The 23988-nt window shown below is 73.9% G+C and carries 19 protein-coding genes; 8 read left to right on the top strand and 11 right to left on the bottom strand.

Annotation, left to right across the window (positions count from 1 at the left end):
• Nucleotides 1-152: 152 nt before the first annotated feature.
• On the bottom strand, nucleotides 153-587 hold the full coding sequence (locus ACIRD3_RS33775) for a hypothetical protein (protein ID WP_402224180.1): 435 nt from the start codon (nucleotides 585-587) through the stop codon (nucleotides 153-155).
• A 256-nt stretch (nucleotides 588-843) separates the two neighbouring features.
• On the opposite strand from ACIRD3_RS33775, the gene ACIRD3_RS33770 reads away from it, so the two are divergent.
• Nucleotides 844-2139 carry an ABC transporter substrate-binding protein gene (locus tag ACIRD3_RS33770; RefSeq protein ID WP_402224178.1) on the top strand — a complete coding sequence of 432 codons (1296 nt, stop codon included), beginning with the start codon at nucleotides 844-846 and terminating at the stop codon, nucleotides 2137-2139.
• Between the two features lie 123 nt (nucleotides 2140-2262).
• Here ACIRD3_RS33770 and ACIRD3_RS33765 read toward each other — a convergent pair whose 3' ends face one another.
• Nucleotides 2263-3447, bottom strand: a complete 1185-nt coding sequence (locus ACIRD3_RS33765) for a hypothetical protein (RefSeq protein WP_402224176.1) — start codon at nucleotides 3445-3447, stop codon at nucleotides 2263-2265.
• Nucleotides 3448-3654: 207 nt separating this feature from the next.
• Nucleotides 3655-5031, bottom strand: a complete 1377-nt coding sequence (locus ACIRD3_RS33760; protein ID WP_402224174.1) for a transcriptional regulator — start codon at nucleotides 5029-5031, stop codon at nucleotides 3655-3657.
• A 306-nt stretch (nucleotides 5032-5337) separates the two neighbouring features.
• Between ACIRD3_RS33760 and ACIRD3_RS33755 the strand changes: the two genes are divergently transcribed.
• A complete protein-coding gene (locus ACIRD3_RS33755) occupies nucleotides 5338-6048 on the top strand; it encodes a bifunctional DNA primase/polymerase (RefSeq protein ID WP_402224173.1) in 711 nt (236 codons plus the stop codon).
• A gap of 421 nt (nucleotides 6049-6469) precedes the next feature.
• Here ACIRD3_RS33755 and ACIRD3_RS33750 read toward each other — a convergent pair whose 3' ends face one another.
• Nucleotides 6470-7162, bottom strand: coding sequence for a metal-dependent transcriptional regulator (locus tag ACIRD3_RS33750; RefSeq protein WP_402224171.1), 693 nt, complete (start codon nucleotides 7160-7162; stop codon nucleotides 6470-6472).
• Nucleotides 7163-7383: 221 nt separating this feature from the next.
• Between ACIRD3_RS33750 and ACIRD3_RS33745 the strand changes: the two genes are divergently transcribed.
• From ACIRD3_RS33745 to ACIRD3_RS33730, 4 genes are all read left to right on the top strand, one after another.
• The gene (locus ACIRD3_RS33745; protein ID WP_402224169.1) at nucleotides 7384-8148 is read left to right on the top strand and encodes an SIS domain-containing protein; all 765 of its coding nucleotides are present in this window, start codon (nucleotides 7384-7386) and stop codon (nucleotides 8146-8148) included.
• Nucleotides 8149-8474: 326 nt separating this feature from the next.
• Nucleotides 8475-9482: a DUF4231 domain-containing protein gene (locus ACIRD3_RS33740; RefSeq protein WP_402224167.1), complete on the top strand. Its 1008-nt coding sequence runs from the start codon at nucleotides 8475-8477 to the stop codon at nucleotides 9480-9482.
• Between the two features lie 23 nt (nucleotides 9483-9505).
• Entirely contained in the window at nucleotides 9506-10360 is an 855-nt protein-coding gene (locus ACIRD3_RS33735) for an alpha/beta fold hydrolase (RefSeq protein WP_402224302.1), read from the top strand.
• Nucleotides 10361-10427: 67 nt separating this feature from the next.
• Nucleotides 10428-11099, top strand: a complete 672-nt coding sequence (locus ACIRD3_RS33730; RefSeq protein ID WP_402224165.1) for a hypothetical protein — start codon at nucleotides 10428-10430, stop codon at nucleotides 11097-11099.
• A gap of 9 nt (nucleotides 11100-11108) precedes the next feature.
• Here ACIRD3_RS33730 and ACIRD3_RS33725 read toward each other — a convergent pair whose 3' ends face one another.
• The 3 genes from ACIRD3_RS33725 to ACIRD3_RS33715 are packed head-to-tail and all read right to left on the bottom strand — an operon-like array spanning nucleotide 11109 to nucleotide 17560.
• Nucleotides 11109-12083 (bottom strand): 2-hydroxyacid dehydrogenase, encoded by a 975-nt coding sequence (locus ACIRD3_RS33725; protein ID WP_402224163.1) that lies wholly within the window; start codon nucleotides 12081-12083, stop codon nucleotides 11109-11111.
• Between the two features lie 30 nt (nucleotides 12084-12113).
• Nucleotides 12114-16121, bottom strand: a complete 4008-nt coding sequence (gene fxsT / locus ACIRD3_RS33720) for an FxSxx-COOH system tetratricopeptide repeat protein (RefSeq protein ID WP_402224161.1) — start codon at nucleotides 16119-16121, stop codon at nucleotides 12114-12116.
• Complete coding sequence (locus ACIRD3_RS33715) at nucleotides 16118-17560, bottom strand: TIR-like protein FxsC (protein ID WP_402224159.1); 1443 nt, start codon at nucleotides 17558-17560, stop codon at nucleotides 16118-16120. The genes fxsT and ACIRD3_RS33715 overlap by 4 nt, the downstream gene beginning before the upstream one ends.
• A 198-nt stretch (nucleotides 17561-17758) precedes the next feature.
• Between ACIRD3_RS33715 and ACIRD3_RS33710 the strand changes: the two genes are divergently transcribed.
• Both ACIRD3_RS33710 and ACIRD3_RS33705 read left to right on the top strand, forming a co-directional pair.
• Entirely contained in the window at nucleotides 17759-17953 is a 195-nt protein-coding gene (locus ACIRD3_RS33710; protein ID WP_402224157.1) for a DUF397 domain-containing protein, read from the top strand.
• A 238-nt stretch (nucleotides 17954-18191) separates the two neighbouring features.
• Nucleotides 18192-18851 carry a DUF4097 family beta strand repeat-containing protein gene (locus ACIRD3_RS33705; protein ID WP_402224155.1) on the top strand — a complete coding sequence of 220 codons (660 nt, stop codon included), beginning with the start codon at nucleotides 18192-18194 and terminating at the stop codon, nucleotides 18849-18851.
• A gap of 14 nt (nucleotides 18852-18865) precedes the next feature.
• Here ACIRD3_RS33705 and ACIRD3_RS33700 read toward each other — a convergent pair whose 3' ends face one another.
• The 4 genes from ACIRD3_RS33700 to ACIRD3_RS33685 all read right to left on the bottom strand — a co-directional run bounded on the left by ACIRD3_RS33700 (nucleotide 18866) and on the right by ACIRD3_RS33685 (nucleotide 23540).
• Entirely contained in the window at nucleotides 18866-19582 is a 717-nt protein-coding gene (locus tag ACIRD3_RS33700; RefSeq protein WP_402224153.1) for an aminoglycoside N(3)-acetyltransferase, read from the bottom strand.
• A 171-nt stretch (nucleotides 19583-19753) separates the two neighbouring features.
• Nucleotides 19754-22153, bottom strand: coding sequence for an FxsB family cyclophane-forming radical SAM/SPASM peptide maturase (locus ACIRD3_RS33695; protein WP_402224151.1), 2400 nt, complete (start codon nucleotides 22151-22153; stop codon nucleotides 19754-19756).
• Between the two features lie 44 nt (nucleotides 22154-22197).
• Entirely contained in the window at nucleotides 22198-22383 is a 186-nt protein-coding gene (locus tag ACIRD3_RS33690; RefSeq protein WP_402224150.1) for a hypothetical protein, read from the bottom strand.
• Nucleotides 22384-22634: 251 nt separating this feature from the next.
• Complete coding sequence (locus ACIRD3_RS33685; RefSeq protein WP_402224148.1) at nucleotides 22635-23540, bottom strand: aKG-HExxH-type peptide beta-hydroxylase; 906 nt, start codon at nucleotides 23538-23540, stop codon at nucleotides 22635-22637.
• Between the last annotated feature and the right edge of the window lie 448 nt (nucleotides 23541-23988).

The raw sequence follows: 23988 nt of genomic DNA, 5'->3' as shown, positions 1-23988 counted from the left end.
ATCCCGTTCTGAGCTCGTGACGTGCGTGGACGGTCCAGCGTGTCACATCCTGGACAGTCGCCGCCCCGCTGCCCGTACTGCGGGACGGCGGCGTCCGCCCGGGCCGGCCCGGGTGCCGGACCCGGGTGCCGGACCCGGGTGCCGACCTGCGCTCAGACCTGGGTGAGGATGCGCAGCACGTCCAGCGACTTGGGCGCGGCGTCCGGGTCGTCCCCGTCGCCGACGGCCAGCAGGACGTGCGCCTCGCGGGCGGCCCGGACGGTCTCCGGCCAGCCGGGGTGGCCGAAGTAGGCGGAGGCCGGGGCGTCCGCGCCGACCTCGTGCAGCAGCTGCACCGCCCGCAGCACCGCGACGTCGACCAGCGCGGCCTCGGCGGAGTCACGGAAGATCGTGCCCACGTACTTCTCGGCGGACCAGCGGTCCAGCCAGGTGTCCTCGACGAGCCGGTAGACGGCGTCGGTCACGTCCCCGTACCCCTCCCGGCCGGACAGCCAGGCCTCCTGCTGGAAGGCGGGGTCGGACAGCATGTGCAGCGCCGAGCGCAGTCGGGCTCGCCAGCGCCACCAGGGCAGGTCGTTGAGCGGCATGCCGCCCATCGTGCTGGAGCGGTGGCCCGGACGAGAAGGGGTTCGGGCGTACCGGTGCGAAGAATCTGTGCTGGCGGACATGGTGAGCGATCGTACGTTCCCTGTCCGTTCGTACTCCACTCGCGATCTACACGCGTACCGCTACGGATTTCGGCTGCCGTTGGTGAACCGTTCACATTTCCGCCCTCTCGGCTTGTGGCACCGGGGCTTGGCTGTCTCCGGTGCGCCGGAGTGCGCCCAGAGAGAGGGAAGACCGATGACCAGCCGAAGGGACTCGTTCCAGGCCCGTCCCCCGTCCGGGCGGCGCCGCCGCCGTCCGATCGCCGCCGCCGCGACCGCGGCCGCGTTACTCCCCACCCTCCTCTCGGCCTCCGCGTGCGGCGGACCGGCCGATGCCGCCGGCGGCGACGACCTGGCGGTGATGACCTGGGCGCCGTCCGGCACCGGGACCGCCGACCGGCCGGGCATGACCGCGCTCGCCTCCGCGATCGGCCAGGACGTCAACACCAAGGGCGGGCTGAACGGCCGCCGACTGCGGGTGCTCACCTGCAACGAGCGCAACAGCGCCGACGGCGCCCGGGCCTGCGCCCAGCAGGCGGTGGACGCCAAGGTCATCGCGGTGATCGGCTCGTACAGCCAGTGGGGGGAGGCCTTCATGCCGGTGCTGGAGCGCGCCGGGATCCCGCTGATCGGCGGGTACGGCCTCTCCCAGCCGGAGTTCTCCAGCCCGCTGTCCTACCCGGTGGACGGCGGCATGCCCGCGCTGATCGCGGGCAACGGCCGCCAGCTGGTGGAGGCCGGCTGCAAGACCGTGGCCCTGGTCCGCCCGGACACCCCGGCCGGCGACAACCTGCTCGGCTACCTGGGCAACGCGCTGCGCCCCGCCGGGATCAGGCTGCAGGACGTGAAGGCGCCCGAGCAGTCCTCCGACTACACCCAGGTGGCCCGCAAGGCGATCGGCAAGGACGAGGCGGGCAACTGCGTCACCAGCGCCCTGGCCGCCCTGCCCACCGGCAACCTGCTCGACTCCTACCGCCGGCTGAACCCGAAGAACACCCGGATCGCCTCGGTGATCGGCAGCGTCCAGCAGTCGGTGGTCGACTCCACCGGCGGCGACACCGGCCCGCTCGGCGGCGCCTACGTCACCAGTTGGTACCCCCCGGAGTCGGCCAAGATCTGGGACGGGCTGCGCGCGGTGGTGCGCGCCGACACCACCGGCGGGAACACCATCGACGTCTCCGACCCCGGGGTGCAGACCACCTGGGTCGCCTACGAGGTGTTCCGCACGGTGACGCAGAAGCTGTCGGAGGCCGGCAAGCCGGTCACCTCGAAGTCGATCACCGGGCTGCTGGACGCCGGCGAGGGCATCGACACCGGGATCACCCCGCCGCTGAACTGGGGCGGCACCAACATGCTGCCCAGCACCGAGTCGCCCCGGCTGGTGAACACCTGGGTCACCTACCAGGTGGTCAAGAACGGCCGGATGACCCTGCAGCAGCCGGGCTTCGTGGACGTCCGCTGGGCGCTCACCGGAGGCCGCCCGCCGGCCTGACGCGCGAGGGGGCGGGCCCGCCGGAGGCCCCGCCCCGCCCGTCCTGCCGCTTCCGCCACAGGTCGCCCCCGCCTACAGGTCGCCGTCGCCCACGGGCCGCCCTCGCCCACGGGCCGCCCTCGCCTACAGGTCGCCGTCGCCGCGCACCGGCAGACCGGTCTGGCCGGCGATCGTGTTCCAGAGCGTGGAGGCCTGCTTCTTCGCGGTGGTCGCGGTGCCGCTGGCCTGGACGGCGTTCTTGTAGTGCTGGTTGTCCTGCTTCTTCGCGTCGCAGGCGGCCTGCGCGTCCTGCGCCCAGGCCGCGTACTCGTCGTCGGCCTGGGCCGAGGCGGCCCAGGCCGCGTTCAGCTGCTCGACCAGCTGCTGGCCGCCGGGCAGCTTGTCCGTCTTCAGCTGGCCGAGCTTGGTCTGCAGCTCGCGGCGCTTGCCGGCCGCCGCGGTGAGGGCCTGCTGGGACTCGGGGAGCTTGTCGCACTTCTGCACCGAGGCGACCGCGGAGACCACCGAGCTGCGGCTGTCGCTCGCGGTGCCCAGCAGGTCCGACAGCGGCTGCGCCTGGGCCTTGACCTCCGGGTCGACGGCGGCACCGGAGCCGCTCGCGCTCGCCGCGCCGGTGGCCGTACCGGTGCCGGCGGCGGCCACCGGGGTGGTCTTCTTGGCGTCCTTGGTGTCGTTGCCGCCACCGCCCATCAGCACGGCGACCAGGATGCCGGCCGCCGCGCAGCCCGCCACCACCCCGCCGATGATCAGCTTGTTGGACGGGCGGCGGTCGCGGCCGCCCCCGCCCGCCCGGGTCGCGTCGAAGCCCTCCCCGTGGCTCGGGGCGTAGCCCTGCTGGTAGTCCTGCGCCGGGTGGGCCGGCTGGGGCTGCGCGGCCGGCGGGTACGCCTGGTAGCCGGGCGCGGCCTGCTGCTGCGGGAAGCCGGACTGGGGCTGCGGCGCCGGGTAGCCGCCCGCCTGCGGGTCGGCGACCGGGTACGGCGGCAGGTGCTGCGTCTCCGGGGCCGGCTCGGCCTGCGGACCGCCGTACCCGGGCTGCGGCGCACCCCACGGGGCGCCCGCCGCGGGCATCGGCGGGGCCGGCGCGACGTGGGTCGGCAGTGCGTGCGCGCCCTCGCCGAGGTACTCGGGCTGCCCGGACGGCTGCCCCACCGGCGGCACCGCCGCGTGGCCCGGCTGGCCCTGCTGGCCCTGCTGCCCCGGGTACGGGGGCTGCCCCGGCTGGCCCTGCGGCTGGCCGGGCTCGGGGCGGAACAGGTCGTCCAGGTTGAAGTCACCCGAGTTGGGGTACGAGCGGCGCTGACTCAACGCGATTCCTCACCTGTGCAGGACCGCGCGCTGACGGCGGACCACATCTCGTCGGTTCTTGGGAGCATCACAGTTCCTTGGACGTCGCGCCCACGCTACCGGTTCACCTCACCGGGTGACCACGTGGGCGGGACATCCATCACGCTCCCTGCACAGACGATCCGGGGCTGCCCCCGGCCGGTCCGCCTCCCCTCAGGCCGCCTCCCCTCAAGCCGCCTCGGCGTCCGCCCGGGCGTGGAACTCCCGGACCACCCGCTGCTCCCGGTACGGCTCCAGCCGGCGCCGGAACTCGTCCAGGTACTCCACGCCCCGGTTGGAGCGCAGCCCGCTCAGCAGCCGCACCGCCTGGGTGCCCGTCTCGCAGGCGCGTTCCAGGTCCCGCTGCTGCAGCTGGGCGGTGGCCAGCAGCACCAGGTCCACCGCGCGGCGCCGGACCCGGGTCGGCGGGTGCAGGTCGAGCGCCCGGCGGGCGTAGTGCTCGGCCTGGCCGGCCTGTTCCAGGTCCCGGTGGCAGTGGGCCAGCTCGTCCGCGAGGTAGGCGTCGTCGAAGTGGGCGATCCAGTCCGGATCGTCCTCCGCGCGGCGTTTCTCCATCATCTCCAGCGCCCTGGCCGCCACCGCCTCGCAGGAGCGGGCGTCGCCGAGCAGGGCGTGGCCGCGGGCCTCGGCGGCGTAGAACATCGCCATCGCCGTCGGGGTGGCCACCGTGCGGGCGCCCTCCTGCGCGGCGCGGGCGAGTTGGGCGATCTCCCGCGGATTGCCGAGGGTGGCCGCCAGGTGGCTCATCGAGGCGGCCAGCACGTAGCCGCCGTAGCCGCGGTCGTCGGCCGCCTGGGCGAGCCGCAGGGCCTGGATGTAGTAGCGCTGGGCCAGTCCCGGCTGCCCGGTGTCCACCGCCATGTAGCCGGCCAGTTCGGTCAACCGGGCCACCGCGGCGAAGAGTTGGCGACCGGTCTCCTCCCGGTAGGCCCCGCCGAGCAGGCCGGAGACCACCGAGTTGAGGTAGTGCACCACGACCGGGCGCACGTGCCCGCTGCCGAAGCGGTGGTCCAGGTCGACCAGCATCGCCGTGGTCGCCTTGATCGCGGCCACGTCGGTCGGGCCGACCCGGGGGCCGCCGGTGCGCGCCACCACCGGGTCCGGCGGGGTGATCAGCCAGTCCCGGCTGGGCTCCACCAGCGCGGAGGCGGCGACCGTCGCCCCGGTCAGGAAGTCCCGTCGGCCGACGTCACTGCGCCACAACTCGCAGACCTGCTCCAGGGCCGCGCCCAGGGTCGGCGCGAACTGCAGCCCGATGCCCGAGCTCAGGTTCTTGCCGTCCGCCATGCCGATCTCCTCGACCGACACGCTGCGGCCGAGCTTGCGGCCCAGGGCCTCGGCGATCACGGCCGGCGCCTGCCCGCGCGGCTGCTGACCGCGCAGCCAGCGGGCGACGGAGGTCTTGTCGTACCTCAGGTCCAGACCGTGCTCGGCGCCGCAGAGGTTGACCCTCCGGGCCAAGCCGGCGTTGGAGCAGCTGGCCTCCTGGATCAGTTGCTGCAGACGCTCGTTGGGCTGTCGTGCGACGAGTGGTCTCGCGGCCATTGGGCTTCGCCTCCCCACACCCTCCGGTCCCGGCCGGTGGGCGACGATTCTGCTGATCTGTTGCCGACTGTCCGACCGTCCAAGGAATCTGACACCAGGTTAGCGATCAGCAACGCCAGCGGGATACCCACGGTGACGAACCGCACCCCCCTTGCGCCCTGGGAAATGCTCCCGTGCGCCCCCGCTGCGCCCGCCCCCGACCGCACCAACTCGGTTGAGTAACCGGAACGGGTGACATTGCCGGGATGCGCCCAACCGGGCGCCTCCGGCCCGTAACCCGCCTCACGCACGGTAGTTGAGCAGCGCGTGGAAGACATCCCCGACGCCTCCGGCCAGGACAAGAACGCCGGTCTGCCCCCGTTGCTCATCGAAGCCGTCGGCTACGCCGAGAACCGCCACTGGGAGGTGGCCCCGGGCGCTTGGCTGATCGACGGCGACGGGGCCGCCCGCTGCTCCTGCGGCGATCCGCGCTGCGCGCTGCCGGGCGCCCACCCGGTGGACGCGGACTGGGCCCGCAAGGCGAGCGCCGGACCGGGCGCGGTGCGGCGCTGGTGGACGGAACGGCCCCAGGCCTCGATCCTGCTGCCGACCGGCCGCTCCTTCGACGTCCTGGACGTGCCGGAGACGGCCGGCTGCCTGGCGCTGGCCCGGATGGAGCGGATGGACCTCCAGCTGGGCCCGGTCGCGGTGCTGCCCGCCGCGCCCGGGCGGATCGGCCGCCGGCTGCACTTCCTGGTGCTGCCCGGGGTCGCCGCCAAGCTCCCGGAGATGCTCCGCAAGCTCGGCTGGCCGCCCGGCCGGCTGGACCTGGTGGCCCGCGGCGAGGGGGACTGGACGGTCGCCCCGCCGTCCCGGATCGGCTCCACCGGGTACGCCCAGTGGGCCCGCTCCCCCTCCGCGCTCAACCGCTGGCTGCCGGACGCCGCCGAGCTGATCAGCCCGCTCGCGTACGCCTGCGGCCGCGACGCGCCCGCCCACCGCGCCGCCCAGGCCGCCCAGCCGGCCCCGGTGGGCTGACCGGGCACCCGCCCGGTTCACCCTCCCCCGGACAGCCGCCCTACGCCGATCGGGCGAGGGCGCGCACCGCGCGACACAACGCGCGCGAGTGACGGGCCTTGTCTCCCACCGGAGGCGGGGCCCGTCATACGCATGTCCGGATAAGGCCTCCGCCTACCCGCTGGTCAACCGGAGAAGCCCCCCGTACGAGTGACAGCGCTCAAGGATTGCCATGATCGGCCGAGGGGAGGAATGGCGGTGCGGGGACGCCGAAGGGGCGCTCGGACGGGGAAGCCGGGCGAGGCGGTGGCGGGGAGCGGGAGGGAGCAGGGAGGGACGGGAGGGAACGGGGAGGACGGGTCGGGCCCGCTGCTCTGGGAGGGAGCAGCGGGCCCGCTCGGCGGTCCGGGGAGCGGAGGGTCAGACCTGGGTCATGCCTGGGTCAGGCCTGGGCGACGAAGACGTGCTGGGCGATGTCCTTGCCCAGCTCCGCCGCGTTGTCGCCGCTGCCGACCAGCACACCGGCGACACCGGCGCTCACCTTGACCGTGGAGCCCGGCCGGACGCCCGCCCGGCGCAGGGTGCTCATCAGCACGCTGTCGGTCTGGATCGGCTCGCCGATCCGGCGGACCACCACGTCGGCCCCGGCCTCGCCCGGCTTGACGGTGTCCAGCGGGACGAGCCCGGCGTCGAAGCCCTCGCCCTCGGCCTTGGCGTCGCCCAGCTCGTCCAGGCCCGGGATCGGGTTGCCGTACGGGGACTGGGTGGGGTGGCCGAGCATGGCGAGCACCTTGCGCTCGACGGTCTCGCTCATCACGTGCTCCCAGCGGCAGGCCTCCTCGTGCACCTGCTCCCACTCCAGGCCGATCACGTCGACGAGCAGGCACTCGGCGATGCGGTGCTTGCGCATGACGCGCACCGCGAGCCGGCGGCCCTCCTCGGTGAGTTCGAGGTGACGGTCCCCCGCGACCTGGAGCAGGCCGTCGCGCTCCATCCGGCCGACCGTCTGGCTGACCGTGGGGCCGCTCTGTTCCAGGCGCTCCGCGATCCGGGCGCGCATCGGGACGATGCCCTCCTCCTCCAGCTCCAGGATGGTGCGAAGGTACATCTCAGTGGTGTCGATCAGCCCAGACATCGCCGCTGGCTCCGTTCCTCGGTGTCCTCATCGCCAATTCTGACGTACCGGGGCGGCAACCGGGCCCGCGCGGGGGCTTCCGGTACGGGATTTCGTTCCTGTTGACAGCGGCACCACCGGAACGCGACCGTGCTCGCCGTAGCTTTCTCCACCGGCGGTCCGGACCACCAGGACCGCCCCACCGAGCCGGCTCCCTCACCGGCAGAGAGCGGAGGCACCCGATGAACGACCTGGTCGGCAGGTACTTCGACGCCGCGATCGCCCACCTCCAGCGGGTCCGCGAGGAGGAGGCCGACACCGTCGAGGCCGCCGCCGCGCTGCTGGCGGAGGCGATCGCGGAGGGCCGCCGGGTGTTCACCTTCGGTGCCGGGCACTCCTCGCTGCCAGCCCAGGACGTCGTCTACCGGGCCGGCGGGCTGGTCCCGATGAACCTCCTGAACGTGCCCGGGACGGCCGGGGTGACGGTGATGCCCGCCCCGCTGTCGAGCGCCCTGGAGCGGGTCTCCGGGCTGGCCACCGCCACCCTGGACCTGACCCCCGCGACCACCGGCGACCTGCTGTTCGTGATCTCGCTGTCCGGCCGCCAGGTCATGCCGGTCGAGCTGGCCCGGTACGCCCGGGACCGCGGCCTGCGGGTGATCGGGGTGACCTCGCTGGCCTACCCGGAGGAGGTGCCCTCGGCGCACCCGTCCGGCACCTACCTGAAGGACCACTGCGACGTGGTGCTGGACAGCAAGATCGCGGTCGGCGACGGCGAGCTCACCCACCCCGGCGCCGAGACCGCCTTCGGCCCGGTCTCCACCATCGTGACCAGCGCGCTGATGCAGGCCGTGGTGGCCTCCGCGGTCGGCCGGCTGGCCGACCGCGCGGCCGCCGGGGACGCGCCCGCGCCGCCGCTGTTCCGCTCCGGCAACGTCCCGGGCGGCACCGAGTGGAACGCCAAGCAGATGGCCGACAACGCCGACCGGGTCTTCTACACCCACTGAACCGCGCACACCGACGGAACCCTGAACGCCCACTGAACCGCGCACACCCACGGAACCCTGAACGCCCACTGAATCCCGGACGCCCGCTGAATCCCGTACGCCCGCCGAACCGGGCGCGGCGCCGGGCCCGCCTGACACGCCCCTGCACGCTGAGTGCCGGAGCGAACACGGGGCGTACCGGACAATCCACCGGGCCTTCCCGGCCATTGCGGGCCGCCCCGGCCGGCGCCAGGCGTACCGGGAAGCCGCCCGGGGCAGGAGAGCGGTGCGACCGGAGCGACGGGTGGGGGCCGAACATGGCGTCTGGTGCGGGACGGACCGGGTGGGTGCGCGAGCGGGACCTGCTGCCCGGGTTCTTCTGGGCCGCCGACGCGGCCTCGCTGCGCGGGCAGCAGCGTTCGGTGCTGCTCTCCGCCTGGGAACTCGTCCTGCTGGTGGTCGCCGCCGCGACCGGCTCGGCCGACGGCGGGCCCTGGGCCTGGCCGGCCGCCGTCGCCTACCTCGGCGCGATCGTCCTGGCGGTGGTCATCGGCCGGCAGAACCCGCAGGGCCTCTGGTACGAGGGCCGGGCGGCCGCCGAGTCGGTGAAGACCCTCGCCTGGAAGTACGCCGTCCGGGCCGATGCCTACCAGCCGCCGCCGCGCACCCTGCCGGACGCCGAGGGCCTGTACCGCTTCCAGCTCGGCCGGGTGCTCGGCGCCTTCCGGGACAGCCCGGTCGTCGGCCCGGACGGCGGGGTGGAGATCACCGCGGCGATGCGCGAGCTGCGCGACCGGCCGCTGGCGGTGCGCCGCGAGGTGTACCTGGGCGAGCGGATCCGGGTGCAGCGCGACTGGTACCGGGCCAAGGCCCGCTACTGCGCCCGGGCCGGGCACTGGGCCGGGGTGCTCGGCGTGCTGCTGCCCGCGCTCGGCCTGGTGCTGGCGCTGCTGCGGGCGCTCGGCGCGTTCACCTACGACGCGCTGGGCACCGTCTCGGCGGTCGCCGCCTCGGTCACCGCCTGGGCGCAGCTGCGCCAGTACCGGCCGCTGGCGGCCGCGTACGGGCTGGCCGCCGAGGAGTTGACCCAGATCCAGTGCCAACTCGCCGAGCTGGACCTGGATTCGCCGGAGGCCGAGGAGATCTGGGCCCGGCTGGCCCGGGACGCCGAGGACGCGATCTCCCGCGAGCACACCACCTGGCAGGCCCGCCGGGAGGTGCGCACCACCACCGACCGGGAGTCCGAGACCGGTCCGGAGCAGGGGGCCGAACGCGCACAGGGAACCGACCCGGAGCGGGCGACCGGCCGGGAACAGCGAAGCGACCCGGAGCGGGCGACCGGCCGGGAGCACTGAGGAGGCCGCAGGTGTCGTTACGGATGGTCAAGACCGCGGACGACCGCGCCCTCGCGGTGGAGTCCCTCGGCGATCCGCGCGGTCGGCCGGTGTTCCTGCTGCACGGCATGCCCGGCAGCCGGGTCGGCCCGCACCCGCGCAGCACCGTCCTGTACCGGCTCGGGGTGCGGCTGATCTCGTACGACCGTCCCGGCTACGGCGACTCGACCCGGCTGTTCGGCCGCCGGGTGAGCGCGGCGGCGGCCGACGTCCGGACGATCGCGGACGAGTTCGGGCTGGACGGCTTCGCGGTGCTCGGCCGCTCCGGCGGCGGCCCGCACGCGCTGGCCTGTGCGGCGCTGCTGCCGGAGCGGGTCAGCCGGGTCGCGGTGCTGGTGGGCCTGGCGCCGCGCGACGCGGCCGGCCTGGACTGGTACGCGGGGATGACCCCGTCCAACGTCCGCGCGTACCAGGAGGCCGAGCGCGGGCACGGCCGGATCGCCGACGCGATGGAGTTCCGCTCCCGGCAGATCAAGGACGACCCGGTCCGGCTGCTGAACGGGCTGCGCACCGAACTCTCCCCCGCCGACCGGGAGGTGGTGGCCGACAGCGGGCTGCGGCGGATGCTGCAGAGCAACTACCGGGAGGCGTTCCGGCACGGCGCGGACGGCTGGATCGACGACGTGCTGGCCTTCACCGCCGACTGGGGCTTCGACGTCGGCTCGATCCGGGTGCCGACCTGGCTCTGGCACGGCGCGGACGACCAGTTCTCGCCGGTCGACCACTCCCGCTGGCTGGCCGACCGCATCCCGGGCGCCGAACTGTTCCTGGAGCCCGGCGCCGCGCACTTCGGGGCGTTCCGGGTGATGACCACCGCCCTGGCCTGGGCGGCGGGTTAGCACCTGAAGCGGCTTCTGAGTCCACGTACTCAGGTGCGGGGTGGGTCCGTTCTGCGAGGGTGGGCGGATGAGCAACTGGCGCCGCGGGTCGGCGAAGGTGGAAGGGATCCTGGGGCTGGTCGTGCTCCTCGCCGCCCTCGCCGGGCAGGCGGTGCTCGCCCCCGGCATGCCGGCGACCTGGCGCCTGCGGCGGGTCGTCCGCTCCAAGGCCTTCCGGCAGGCCCGCGAGGAGGCGGCGGAGCAGCTGCGGGAGCGGCTGGGCGAGATCGCGCGGACCTACGGGCTCCGGCTCGTCCTCTGCCAGACGATCGACAGCTGTTCGCGGGGTTCACGGCTGAACTTCCGCCTTCCCCACAGCACTCCCGGGGTCGAATCCGCGCTGACGGGGCACCTGCGGATCATCGGCTACTTCGCGCCGTCGGAGCCCGTCGAGCAGGCGGTCCCCGAACTGATCGAACGCCTCCCGCCCCAGCCGCAGTACTCGCGGGACCTGGATCCCCACAGCCCCGGCCCCCACTCCGTCCACGACGGGCGGGAGGTCGTCCAGATCGACTGGGACATCCCGGGCGAGCATCTGATCCCCGACTGGCAGCTGCCCCGGAAGAGCCGGAAGCACCTGCGCCGGACCGTCACGAACGACCCGGCCGGCCTCACCCCGGAGCAAGCCCGGGAGGCCCACGGGCCGCTCGTCGCCTGGTACCTCACCGACCTGTACTACGACCAGCCGAAGAGCAGGTAGCCCCGCCCCTCAGGGCCGTACCGGGGTCACCGGCTCCCCGCCGGCGAGCACCGCGAGGACGTTGTCCACCGCCAGGCCGCCCATCGCCTGCCGGGTGGCGACGGTGGCGCTGCCCAGGTGCGGGGCCAGCACCGCGCGTTCCTGGGCGAGCAGCGCGGACGGGACGGCCGGCTCGTGCTCGAAGTTGTCCACGGCCGCGGCGAACAGCGCCCCTGACTCCAGCGCGGCGGCCAGCGCCTCCTCGTCCACCACGCCGGCGGTCATGCTGACCACCACCGCGCCGTGCGGCAGCAGCGCCAGCCGGCGGGCGTCCAGGAGGTGCCGGGTGGAGTCGCCGAGCGGGCAGGTGACGACCAGCACGGTGGACGTGGCGAGCAGGTCCTCCAGCGGCTTCCAGTCGGCGCCCTCGGCCTGCTCGGACGGCAGTTCACGGCGGTTGTGGTAGCTGACCGGCATCTCGAAGGCGCGGGCCCGGCGGGCCACCGCCCGCCCGATCCGGCCCATGCCGAGCACGCCCAGCGGGGTGCCGGACAGCTCCATGCCGAGCAGGAAGTTGGGCGCCCAGGTCCAGGGCGTGCCGGAGCGCAGCAGCCGCTCGCCCTCGCCGAGCCGGCGGGTGGCGGCCAGCAGCAGCGCCCAGGCCATGTCGGCGGTGGCGGTGGTGAGCACCCCGGGGGTGTGGGAGACCAGGACGCCGCGCTCGGCGCAGGCGGCCAGGTCGATGTTGTGGTAGCCGACCGCGTGGTTGGCGACGATCCGCAGGGCGGGGCCGGCCGCGTCCAGGAACTCGGCGTCCACCCGGTCGTCCAGGGTGGTGAGCACGGCCCGCCGGCCGCGGACGGCGGCGAGCAGCTCGGCCCGGTCCATCGCCAGGTCGGAGTCGTGGCAGGTGACGGCGTGGTGGGCGGTGAGCCGCTCCATGACACCGGGCGCGAGGCGCCGGGTGACCAGGACCGGGGGGACCGGGGGCGGGGTGTCGCTCATGGTGCCGCAGCGTACCCCGCCCCCTCCCGATCAGACCGGCTGCGGCTCCAGGTCGCGGTTGATCCGCTTCCAGCCGCGCGCCGACACCGTGTTGGGGTGCTCCTCGCCGAACTGCCGGATCAGCTCGGCGATCGCCCGCGACCGCAGTTCGGCGGCCTGGGTGTGCCGGTTGGCCGCCCGCAGGGTGACGGCCAGGTTGGCCTCGCAGGCCACCGCGTCCGGGTGCTGCGCCGAGTAGCGCTCGCACAGGCCCCGGTGCGCGGTCCGGCCGAGCTGCTCGGCGAGTTCGAGCTGCCCGTCGTCGCCGTAGGCGTTGGCCAGGTTGATCATCGCGTTGAGGGTGTACGGGTGCTCCGCCCCGACCGAGCGGGTCAGCCCCTCGACGGTGAGCCGGCCGCGCTCGATGGCGCCCGGGACGTCGCCGCTGCCGCGCAGGTAGATGCCGAGGTTGTTGGCGCAGGCCAGGGTGAACGGGTGCTCGTCGCCGAACAGCCGGCGGTGGCCCTCGAAGACGGTGGCGCAGAGGTCGCGGGCGGCCTCCTTGTCGCCGAACGCGCTGTGGTCGGCGGCCAGGTTGAGCGCGCAGGCGAGCGCGTCGGGGGCGTCGGCGCCGTAGCGCTCCAGGTAGCGCTCGTAGGTCTCCTTGGTGATCCGGCGGGCCTCGGCGAGCTGGCCCATCCGGCGCAGCGAGACGGCCAGCGACTTGGCGTTGCGCAGGCTCTCCGGCAGGCCCGGGTCGAGCCCGTCGCCGAACTCCGCGGTGACTTCCTGGAGCAGCTCCACCGAACCGCGGTAGTCCCCGAGTTCGCGCAGGTCACGGGCGAGGGCGGACTTGGTGATGAGGGTGTACGGGTGCTTGGGGCCGAGCACGGCGGTGCGCCGGTCGAGGGTCTCCTGGTCGAGTTCGCGGGCGGCCTCGCTCTCGCCGACGAGCCGGTAGTCGATCGCCAGGTTGTTCGCCATGGAGAGCGTGCGCGGGTTGTCGTCGCCGAACAACTCGCGGAACTGGTCGAGGATCTCGCGGTCGAGGTCGAGCGCGGCCTGGAACCGGCCGAGCGCCCGGCGGTCGGCGCCGAGCGAGCCGGCCGTCATCAGGGTGTACGGGTGGTGCTCGCCGAGCAGCGCCCGCTGGCGCTCCAGGGTGGCTTCGTCCAGGGCCAGCGCGTCCGCGTAACTCCCCTGGGATCGAAGCACGTTGGCGAGCTGGAAGCGCAGCAGCAGGGTCTGCCGGTCGTCCTCGCCGAGCTTGCTGGTCCACTCGGCGTCGAGCGCGTGGCCGAGGTCGCGGGCGCGGTCGAGTTCGCCGCGCTTCCACAGGTAGCGGACCCGGTCGATGAGCAGCTGGCGGGTGTCCGCCTCGTCGCAGTTGTGCGCCTTGGAGGGCGACAGGTGCGGCCAGATCTCGTCGAAGGCGGGCCAGTTGGCCGGGTCGTCGGTGTCGCCGAGGACGGGCCGGGCACCGGTGAGGATGCGGTGCACCTCGTGGACGGCGATCTCCTGCTCGTCGGCGCTCATCCCGGCCCGGATCACCGCCTGGACGAGCCGGTGCACCTGGAAGCTGTTGCTGCCCGCGTCGACCTTGGCCAGCGCGTACCGGCCGATCGCCTGGATCACCTTGCCCAGCATGAACTTGTCGCTGAGGTCGGCGTCGTACTTCACCAGCGCCCGGATCATCTGGTCGCTGTAGAAGAGGTTCATCGAGATCGGCTCGGGCGCGAAGAACGCGCACAGCTGGAGCAGCCGCACCGCCGCCGGGGACTGCTGGCGCAGCCGTCCGATCGAGACGTTCCAGGTCGCGGCGACCGGGGTCGGGTAGTCGGCGGGGCGGCCGACGGCCAGTGCGCGGGCCGCCTCGGCGTGCAGCTGGGAGACGTAGGTCTCCACCGGGGTGCCGGTGGTGTCCAGCCAGGCGGCGGCGACCTCGACGGCCAGCGGCAGGTCGCCGACGGCTTCGGCGACCCGGTCGGCATCCGGCCGGGAGAGGCTGCGGGCGCGCCGGCACAGGTGCTCGACGCTCTCGCCGCGGGTGAAGACGTCGACCTCCAGCGCCTCGGCGTGCCCGGTCCAGGCCTGGTTGCGGGAGGTGACCAGGATGTGGCCGGAGCCGCCGGGGAAGAAGCGGCGGATCTCGGCGGGCTCGTCGGCGTTGTCGAAGATCAGCAGCCAGCGCGAGGTGGGAACGCCGCGGCGCAGCGCCTCCCGGGCGGCCTCGGCGGCCTCGGTCACCGAGTCGCCGACCCGCAGGCCGAGCCGGCGGGCGAGTTCGGCCAGCGCGGGGGCGACCAGCTCGGTCTGCTCGGCGTCGATCCACCAGACCAGGTCGTAGTCGGACATGAAGCGGTGGGCGTACTCCAGCGCCACCTGGGTCTTGCCCACGCCGCCGAGCCCGTACAGGGTCTGCGGGGTCGGCAGGACGGCCGCCATGCCGCCGCGCAGCTGGTTGCGCAGCTGCTCCAGGACGGCGGAGCGGCCGGTGAAGGAGGGGTTGCGCGGCGGGACGTCCCACACCGAGGGCTTGCTGCCGGGGAAGCGCGGTCCGCCGCTGGGGGCGTCGCCGAGCGGCGCGTCGCCGCGGCCGAGCGCGCGCAGCAGGCTCTGGACCGACTGCGCCTCGTCGCGGCCGACCAGGTCGACCGGGTTCCGGTTGCTGAACGGCGCGGTGAGCCGGACGTCGCCGACCCGGACGGGCAGCAGCTGGCGCCGGGTGCCGGAGGGGTCGGAGCTGACCACCGACTCCCACAGCGCCCGCGCCTGCGGGGAGCGCTGGTAGGCGGGCGAGAGCACGGCGACCGTCCGGTACGCGGAGTCGATGCCGCGCTCGGTCTCCTCGCGCGGGTCGGTGCCGGCGCTCAGGTCGCGGGGCAGCACCCGGAAGCCGGCCCGGGTGAGGACGGACTCGATCCAGTCCGCCCACATCCGGTCCTCGGGGACGTAGGAGAGGTAGAGGTCGGCGGGGACGGACGGGCGGCGGCGGGTGAAGGCGTCCACGTAGCGCAGCCGCACCTCCTCGTCCACCGGCGGCAGGCCGGTGACCCGCCCCTCGGTGATCATGGAGGTCAGCCGCTCGCAGGCGGCCAGCATCGAGGTCGGGGTGCCGGTCTGGTCGCCGAAGGTGGCGAGGATCTCCTCGTAGGCGTAGAACGGCCGGTACGGGATCTCCACCGAGCCCCAGTACTGGGCGAGTTCCTCGCCGCCGAAGCCGGAGGGCAGGCCGTCGAAGCGGACCCGGGCGAGGGCCCGGCCGGCGTCCGCCTTCTCCTTCTCGCCCTCGTCGATGCGCATCGGGACGGGCAGGATGCGGATGCCGCGCTCGCGGTACCGGTCGTGGATGTGCTGGGCGATCCGGGAGGCTCCGTCGATGGACTGGTCGCTCAGGGTGAAGCAGACCACCAGGTCGTCGGGCATCTGGACGGTGCAGATCTCGGCGATGTCGGACAGGCCGGTGCGGGAGTCGATCAGCACGTAGTCGTAGCGCTTGGCCATGTCGGCCTTGAGCGCGTCGAAGAACTGCCCGCCGTCGAAGCGGTCGTAGAAGATGTCCCAGTCGAGGTGGGTGACGGCCTCGGAGTAGTCCCGGTTGAACTGGCCCGCGGAGAGGAAGTCCAGGCTGCCGCCGGCCGGGAAGTGCGGCCAGGCGAGCGACAGCGCGTGCGGGTGCACCCGGGCGAAGTCCAGGTGCCAGCCCTCGGCGTGCTCGACCGGGCGCAGCGCCTCCTCGCGGTACTCGGCGATCAGGTCCATCATCCCGGTGGTGCCGGCCAGGGAGGCCGGGTCGAGGAAGGGGTGGAAGAACTTGGCGAGGCCCGGCGCCTCCAGGTCCCAGTCCACGGTGAGCACCCGGAAGCCGTTGGCGGCCAGGATCCAGGCGGTGTTGGCGAGGGCCATGGTGCGGCCGGTGCCGCCCTTGTAGGAGTAGAAGGTGATGATCCGGCCGTTGCGGTCCTGCTCCGCGGCCTTCCGCTCGGCCTCGCGCCGGTCGGCCAGGTCGGCGGCGGTGAGGCCGCCGAGGCGGAGGTTCCTGGTGCGGTTCTCGGTCATCGGTTTCCTCGTCCTCCCAGGGGCGCCATCCCGTCATCGGGGTCATCGCCGTCGTCGCGGTACTGGTCGTGCTCGCGGTACGGGTCATCGCCGTCGTCGCGGTACTGGTCGTGCTCGCGGTACGGATCGTTGCCGTTGGTGCGCCGCCGCGCGGGGCGGTCGTCGTGGGAGCCGTCCGGTCCGGGCCCGCCGCCGCGCCGGAAGGCGTCCCGCAGGCTCGGCCGGGGCGGCGGCGGTTCCTCCGGCTCGGCCCTGGTGCGCCCCTCGAAGGCGTACTTGGCCTTCATCGCGGCCCTGGGCAGCGCGTCGTCGAAGTCCTCCAGCGAGTGCAGCCCGGTGGGGCCGGTCGCGCCGAGGAAGCTCGGGCGGCCGGCCCGCCGGGTGCTCCGCAGCGCGTCGTCGCTCAAGTCGTCCAGCTCGCCCGCGCGTTCCCGGCACTCGGGGTCGTCGGCGTTGTACGGCTCCAGGACGCTGACCCAGGTCGCGTCCGAGCGGTCGAAGCGCCGGACCAGCTCGCGCCGGTGCGGGTCGCGCAGCGCCCAGCGGTCGAGCAGCAGCAGTCCGGGGGCCTCGGCGTGGCCCTCGATGATCGACTCGGCTTCGTCGTCGAACTCGTGCACCGTCGGCTGGAAGCCCAACTGCCGGGCCAGCCGTACCGCGTGCTGCGCGATCGGCGAGCCGACCGGCCGGTACGGGTGCCAGTCGGTGCGCCGCTCGCCGTAGTAGTCGGGGCTGCGGTCCTCCGGCAACTCGCCCTGGTGGTAGGCGAGCACCGAGATCCGCAGCTGCCTGGTCGGGGCGGTGACGTTGAACGCGCTGGGCAGGGAGTTGAATTCGAGGCGCCGCCCGACCGGGATCACCGTCTCCTCCGCGACCTGGACGATCCGGGCCGCCAGGCGGTGCACGGCCAGCTCGTAGGCGGCGCGGAAGTAGCTGAGCTTCATCAGCGCGTACAGGCCCTCGGTGGCGTAGTCCGGGCCGAAACTCGCGTGGTTGAACTGGAGTTCGCCGGCCACCTTGGGCAGCCGGTAGCGGCTCATCGGCGCCCACAGCACGGGGACGATGCCGCTGGTGCGCTCGGAGTCGAGGTTCGCCGGGTAGACCGGTCGGCGGGTGAAGGCGTGCCACTCCTGACCACACGGCACGCTGTTGAAGTACCGGGGGGAGTAGAGCGGGACGAACACCCGGCAGCTCGCCAGTTCGTCGGACAGCCGCTCGGCCCACAACTCGCCCTGGTGCATGGACTCGTCCATGAATCCGACCGGCACCCCGTCGGGGACGGTGGTGAGCTGGAGCACCGCCTCGCAGAGGTCCCGGTACAGCTGGCGGACCCAGTGGTTCGGGTCGCCGGCGCCCCGCGCACCGGCTTTCGGGGTGTGCGCGTAGGAGAGGAAGAAGTACGGCCGGGTGTCGTCCTCGTCCCAGCCCCGGTCAGTCACACGCGCCTCCCCCGGGCCCGTCGGCAACCTGCCTCCCGCAGCCCCCGTGCGGCGGGGCTTCAGTGTAGGAACGACTGACACCCCAATGGAATAGCACAACGACTCGCACGAATTGACATGACCGAAACGATGCCGCCGCCTTCTTCGCAGGAGCAGTACCCTCGTTCGGGCCGCCGCGAACGACCAGGAAGGCACCTCGTGGATCACCTCGACTGGCAGAAGTCCAGCACCAGCGGCGACGGTGCCGACTATCTGGAGATCGCCTCCGAGGGCGACCTGGTCCACATCCGCGAGTCGGACGACCCCGCCCGCGTCGTCACCACCACCCGCGCCAAGTTCAACGCCTGGGTCCTGGGCGCCAAGGCCGGGGAGTTCGACCACTTCGTCGCCTGAGCGCACGCCCGCACCCGCACCCGCACCCGGATAGCGTTCACTCTCACCTCATTGCAACGATCGGATCCCATGACGTTGCATTAGATTCTGGACCGTTGCAACGATTTCCCGGCAACTACCTGCAATAATGCGGATTCGACGCAACATGCTCGTTGCCACATTCATGAACGCAACGTAGCTTTTCCATCGTCAGAAACGACGGGCGCAGCAAGCGCCCGCCCCTCACGAAGGAAGCACGATGCAGAAGTTCGACACCACCGCCGCGATCACCGCCGTCCTCGACGTCCCGGCCGGACGCGTCCAGCTGATCGCCGCCGACCGCGCCGACACCACCGTCGAGATCCGGCCCGCCGACGCCTCGAAGGGCCGCGACGTCCGGACCGCCGAGCAGACCACCGCCACCTACACCGACGGCGTCCTGCGGATCACCACCGGGGGCAGGAGCGGGCTCACCGGCCCCGGCTCGGTCGAGGTCACCGTCCAGCTGCCGGCCGGCTCCCGCGTCGAGGCCCGGACCGAGGCCGCCGAGCTGCGCGTGGTCGGCCGGCTGGGCGACCTCGACTTCACCGGCGCCCACCGGCAGATCAAGATCGACGAGGCCGACGGCGTCCGCCTCACCGCCGTCGACGGCGACGTCGAGATCGGCCGGCTGAACGGCCCCGCCGAGATCAGCACCGCCCGCGGCGACATCCGGATCGCGCAGGCCCTGCGCGGGATCGTCACCCTCAGCACCCAGTCCGGCTCCATCACCGTCGGCGCCGCCCCGGGCACCTCCGCCGTCCTGGACGCCGCCACCGCCCACGGCCGGATCAGCAACGCCCTACGCAACGACGGCACCACCGAGCTCGACATCCGCGCCACCACCCCGCACGGCGACATCACCGCCCGCAGCCTCTGAGCGCTCGGAGCGCCCTAAACCCGGCACTCCTCCCGCCGGATCCGCTCCGCGAGGTCCACGGCCTCCCGGACCGGGACGAGGCGGCAGTCGGCGCCGCCGATCCGGGCGGTGGTGACGCCCCGGGCCAGCCGCAGGACCCGGGCGCCGAGGGCGCCGAAGTGGAGGTCGTCCAGGTCGGGCGCCTCGAACGCGGTCCAGCCGTCCTCCCCGACGCACCGGTACTCGCGCACGGCCACGTCCGGCAGCCGCAGGTCGGCGAGGTGGAAGGCGGTGAAGCGGTCCATCGGGACGCCGATCATCAGCACCCGGGCGTCCAGGTCGTAGAGCCGCCCCAGCGGGGAGTCGACGCCCAGGTGGCAGGTGTCGGGGTGGCGGGCGGTGATCTCCCGAGCGCGACGCCCCACCGCCGCCCAGGAGGTCTGCGGGTGGCGGCTGCGCAGCGCGCCGCGGTGGGTGCGGATCGCCTCCGACAGGGCCCCCATGGTCGGGGAGGCCGGTGTGGTGGCCGGGTCGAAGCGCGGCATCCGGGCCTGGTAGTCGGCCACTTCCGCCGGGGAGCGGCCGGCCACGGCGGCCTGGTGGATGCGCGAGGTGGCGGAGTTCTCGGGGGTGGCCGTGTAGGCGACCAGCGTGCCCTCGGGGCCCAGCAGGTCGAGCAGGGCGTCGATCACGCCGGCGGCCCCGCCCGGCACCGGGCCGAGCCTGCGCAGGGACGCCTGGACGTGCAGCACCGTGCCCGGGCGGACCCCGAGCTCGGCGAACTCGCGGCGCAGCGGGCGGACGTGGGAGGGGGCGGGGTCTGCGACGGCGAGGCTGCCGGCGCGGGGTTCGGTGAGGATGACGGTTCCCCGGGGTTGAGGGCCCCGGGGCGAGGGACGGCCCGGGGCGGGGCGGTTGTGGGGTCAGACCCCGGCCCGGTCCCGTCGCAGCCGGTCGGCCGTCTGCTCGGCGGCGGCGGGCAGCGACAGGGCGAGCCAGGGTGCCACGGTGGCACGCATGCCGTCGGCGAAGCGCAAGCCGGCCCCGGTCAGGGCTCCGGACCCGGCCAGCCGTTCCACGGCCTCGGCGGTGTACCGCCGCCAGAGCGCGAACTGCGCGCGCGCCCGGTCGGCGGCCTCGCCCGGCAGGCCGTCGTACGCCCGGGTGCGGGTGCCCCAGTACTCGGTGACGGCGAGGTGGGCGTACGTGCCTTGGAGCAGCCCTTCGAGCGGCCGGGGGTCGGGCCGCCAGGGGGCGAAGTAGAGCGCGGTGTCGCCGCGGTCGTACAGGTCGGTCAGGTCGAGCACCGCGCCGAGTTTGACGTGCTGGAACTCGTGCGCGAGCAGCAGTGCGAGGGTGGGCGCGGTGGCGGGCCGGGCGATGCCGACCGCGCCGTACGCCTGCCGGGCCGCCGAGCTGACGTCCCGCCCGGCGGGGCCGGGCCGCAACGGGGTGACCGTCGACAGTCCGGCCCGGATGCCCTCCGCGTATCCGGGCAGGTCCCGCCCGAGCAGCTCCCAGGCCTCGCGCAAAGCGCCCGTCCAGTCGAGCAGTTCGGCGTCCGGCAGCCGGTCGGCCACCGGGTGGTCGTGGGAGTCGCGCAGCGGGTCGGTGTCCTCCAGGGCGACCGTCCAGCCGCCGGCCAGCCGGACCCGCCGCAGCGGCTCGTCCAGGACCGTGCGCACCGGGCCGGCGACGGACCGCACCTCGAAGCCGTCGGCCCGTCCGGTGACCACCGCCTCCCCGTCGGGTACGGCGATCCGCCCGAGCGTCGGCAGGTGCAGCCACCCGCCGCGCACGGGCACCGGCACCGCGTCCCCGCGCCCGGCCCGGACGGCCGCGGCCGCGGCGAGGGCGGCCAGCGGGCCGAGCCCGAACCGGAGGTCCCCGGCGAGCCGCCGGGCCGCCCAGGCGCGGGCGTACGGGTGGGCGAGGACGGCGTCCACGGCGGCGGGGGCCTCGACGTCCAGTTCCGACAGCAGGGCCCAGGCCTCGGGCCGGCCCTGCCCGGAGGCGTCCCAGGCGGCGGCCAGCATCGCCCGGGTGAGGGCGAGTTGGGATCGGCCGAGCGCGGCGACGGTGTCCGCACCGCCGTAGCCCCGGGCGAGTTCGTCGAGTTGCGCGGAGGTGAGGGCGCCGGGCAGCACCGGGCGGTCGGCGGCCGGTCCGCCGCCCTGCACCGGCACGGCGGCGGAACCTCCGCTCCCCGCAAGCCCGTTGATCAGCGTCATGAGATCACCGCAGTAGACGGAGGGATGGTCGAAGCTGCCTCCTCCATCGTCGCTCCGATAGCGGTGGGCGTACAGCCCGCCTCCACAGGAGCGGACGACGGAGCAGGCGCGGCAGGCCTCGCTCAGTCCGGCCAGGCCGGACTGGCGGGCGGCGATGCCGGGGTGGCGGGCGAGGTCGTCGAGGCTGTGCGCGAAAACGTTCATCCCGGTGGCGGGCGCGCCGTCGTACGCGGTCTTCAGGCTGTCGGCCTGCTCGAAGCTGCCGTCCGTCTCCAGGACGGCCAGGTCGGAGGGCTCCAGCCCGAGCGACTCGGTGAGGCTGGAGAACCCGCGCAGCGTCCGGTGCACCGATTCGAAGATCCGCACGGCGAACGGCCGCCCGTCCGCCTCCCACAGCCCGTGGACGGTCAGCAGCCAGTCGGCGTACGGGGTGGCACCGAGCGCGTCGGGGCGTTTGGGCGGCTCGTCCCAGGTGGCGTGCGGAAGCAGGAAGTCGACGGCGGGGGGCCGGAGTTCGGCCAGTGCTCGGTACACGACCGCCGGGTCGTTCTCGACGTCCATCGTGCACAGCAGCCCGGCGAAGAGGTGCCGGAACCCGGGCTCGTTCAGCAGCCCGACGGCCCGCAGGACCTGCGGGTGGCTGCTGCGCCCGTCGGCGAAGCGCCGGTGGCGGTCGTTGGCGGCCCTGTCGCCGTCCAGCGAGATGCCGACCTTGAGGTCCAACTCCGCGAACAGCGTGCAGAAGGCGCGGCTCAGCAGCACGCCGTTGGTGTGGATGCGCAGGTCGAGCGCACAGCCGGGCGGCAGCGCGGCCCGGAGCGCCTCGGCGGCGCGGCGCAAGCGGTCCGGGCCGGCGAGCAGGGGTTCTCCCCCGTGCAGGACGACCCGGACGGCGGGCAGCCGGTGGGCGGCCGCGTGCTCGCCGATGCGCTCGGCGGCCTTGGCCATGATCCCGTCCGCGAGGACCTTCGGGCGGGAGCTCCAGCTGCGGTCCGCGTGCTCGTAGACGTAGCAGTGGTCGCACGCGAGATCACACCTGCTGTGCATCTTCACCACGAACTGCGTCAGGGGCAGCGGGATCGACGTCGTCATGGAACTTTTCGGGGATCCGTTCGGATCGGGTGTCGCTCGGCGGTTCAGATCGAGGAGTTGAAGGCCGCGACCGGCACGAGGCCGGATTCCGCGCCGGGGAGCGCGCGCTGCAGGCGGGAGGCGAGTTCCTCCGCCCCGAGGGCGGCCAGATCGGCGAGGGACGGACGTTCCGGCGTCTCCTGAAGGTCAGTGAGGTTGCCGGCCGGCCTGGTGCTGGTTACCGGAGTCATATTCGTTTCCTTAGGGCGCGGTTAGGACCTGCCGAGGGTGGGTAAGCCACCTGATTGCGACCAATGTAGTGCCCGCGAAGACTCCACGCGGCACGTTGTCGACTCACGTTGGGCGCACCAAGCGGCCGACGTCGCACGACGGGGCGCGGAACCCCCGTTTTTCACCCGTTCAGCGGTCGCGCACTTCGCCCTGGCGCGCGCCGAAGCGCACCGCACGGCAAGCATCCGACCAACCGTTCGACTGATTCCCCTCAGCCCAGCCCACGCACGGCCCGGGCCAACTCCTCGGTGAACTCCTTCCCCTGCTCGGTCAATTCCCCGCACCCCAGCAAGGTGTCCGCAGCCTCCAGGGTGTGCCCCCGCCACCGCGCGAACTCCCGCTCCGCCCGCTCCCCTTCGCCCGCGGCCGCCTCCGCGCACCAGAAATCCGCGACCCCCAGGTGCGCGTACGCCCCCTGCAGCAGCGCGCCGGCCGGGCGCAGGTCCGGCCGCCAGGGCGCGTGGTACACGGCCGGTCCGTTGGGCCGGTGCAGCGGCACCAGGTCCAGCAGGGCACCGAGTTGGACGTGCAGGAACTCATGGACCAGCGCCAGCGCCAGCACCACCGGATCCCCCGGCAACGAGGCCGCCACCGCCCCGTACGCCCGCCGGGCCGCCGCACTGACCGCCTCCCCACCGGGCGCGGACCGCAGCGGAACGATGGTGCCGACACACGCCGCGACCGCCTCCGCGTGCCACCGGTGGCGGCGCACCAGAATGCTCCACGCCAGCGCCAACTCCTCGCGCCAGAGCTCCAGTTCGGAATCCGACAGCGGACCGGCCGGTGGCCGCCCGTAGTCCACCCGGTACGGTCCGATATGGTCCACCCTCGGCGCCCAGCTCAGCCCGTCGCACTCCACCGGCAGCACCACTCCGCCCCCGCCCCGGAGGAACCCGCCCAGCCCGTCCAGCCCGTCCAGCGGAACCTCCTCACCGGCCGCGATCCCCCGCAGGCAGTCAGCCGCCCAGGCGTCCAACTCCGGTCGCAGCAGCACCGATTCCCAGCGCATCCGGTCCTCCCCCTGCAACGCCCGGACCCTGGCGTACGCCTCGCGGTAGCCCTCGTGCTCCGGCGCCGCCCGACGCAGCGCGAGCAACAGCAGGGCACGCTTGCTCAACTGCCCCGCACGCAACAGCCGAACGGCCTCCGCCCCACCCCGCGCACCCGCGATCGCCCGGAACATCGCCCGCTCCACCCCGTGCCGGGGCAACCCCGCCACCCCGCGCGCCCCCGGCACCCCAGCCGCCACCGCCTCACCCGTACCCGCCACCATTCCTCCTCCTGCACCGCACGACCCCGTCCGCCCGCAGTCTCCCCCCACCACACCGGACAATCCGGCCACTACCCCAAACGGACGAACGCCCCACCCCCAGCACCCCCCACAGCACCCCCCACAGCACCCCCCACAGCACCCCCCACAGCACCCCACCCACCAACTCACCCACCCACCCCCCTCCCCCTCCCCTCCCTCGACCAGGCGAGAGGGACGCGCTGCGGAAGGGGCGGCGCAGGGGGTGGCCCGGAGAGGGGCGTTGCGGGTGATTTTCAGACTGCCAACGGTCTCA

This window comes from Kitasatospora sp. NPDC093550, from assembly GCF_044764985.1.
Classification (GTDB): domain Bacteria; phylum Actinomycetota; class Actinomycetes; order Streptomycetales; family Streptomycetaceae; genus Kitasatospora.
This window is presented reverse-complemented; position numbering and strand designations above follow the sequence as displayed.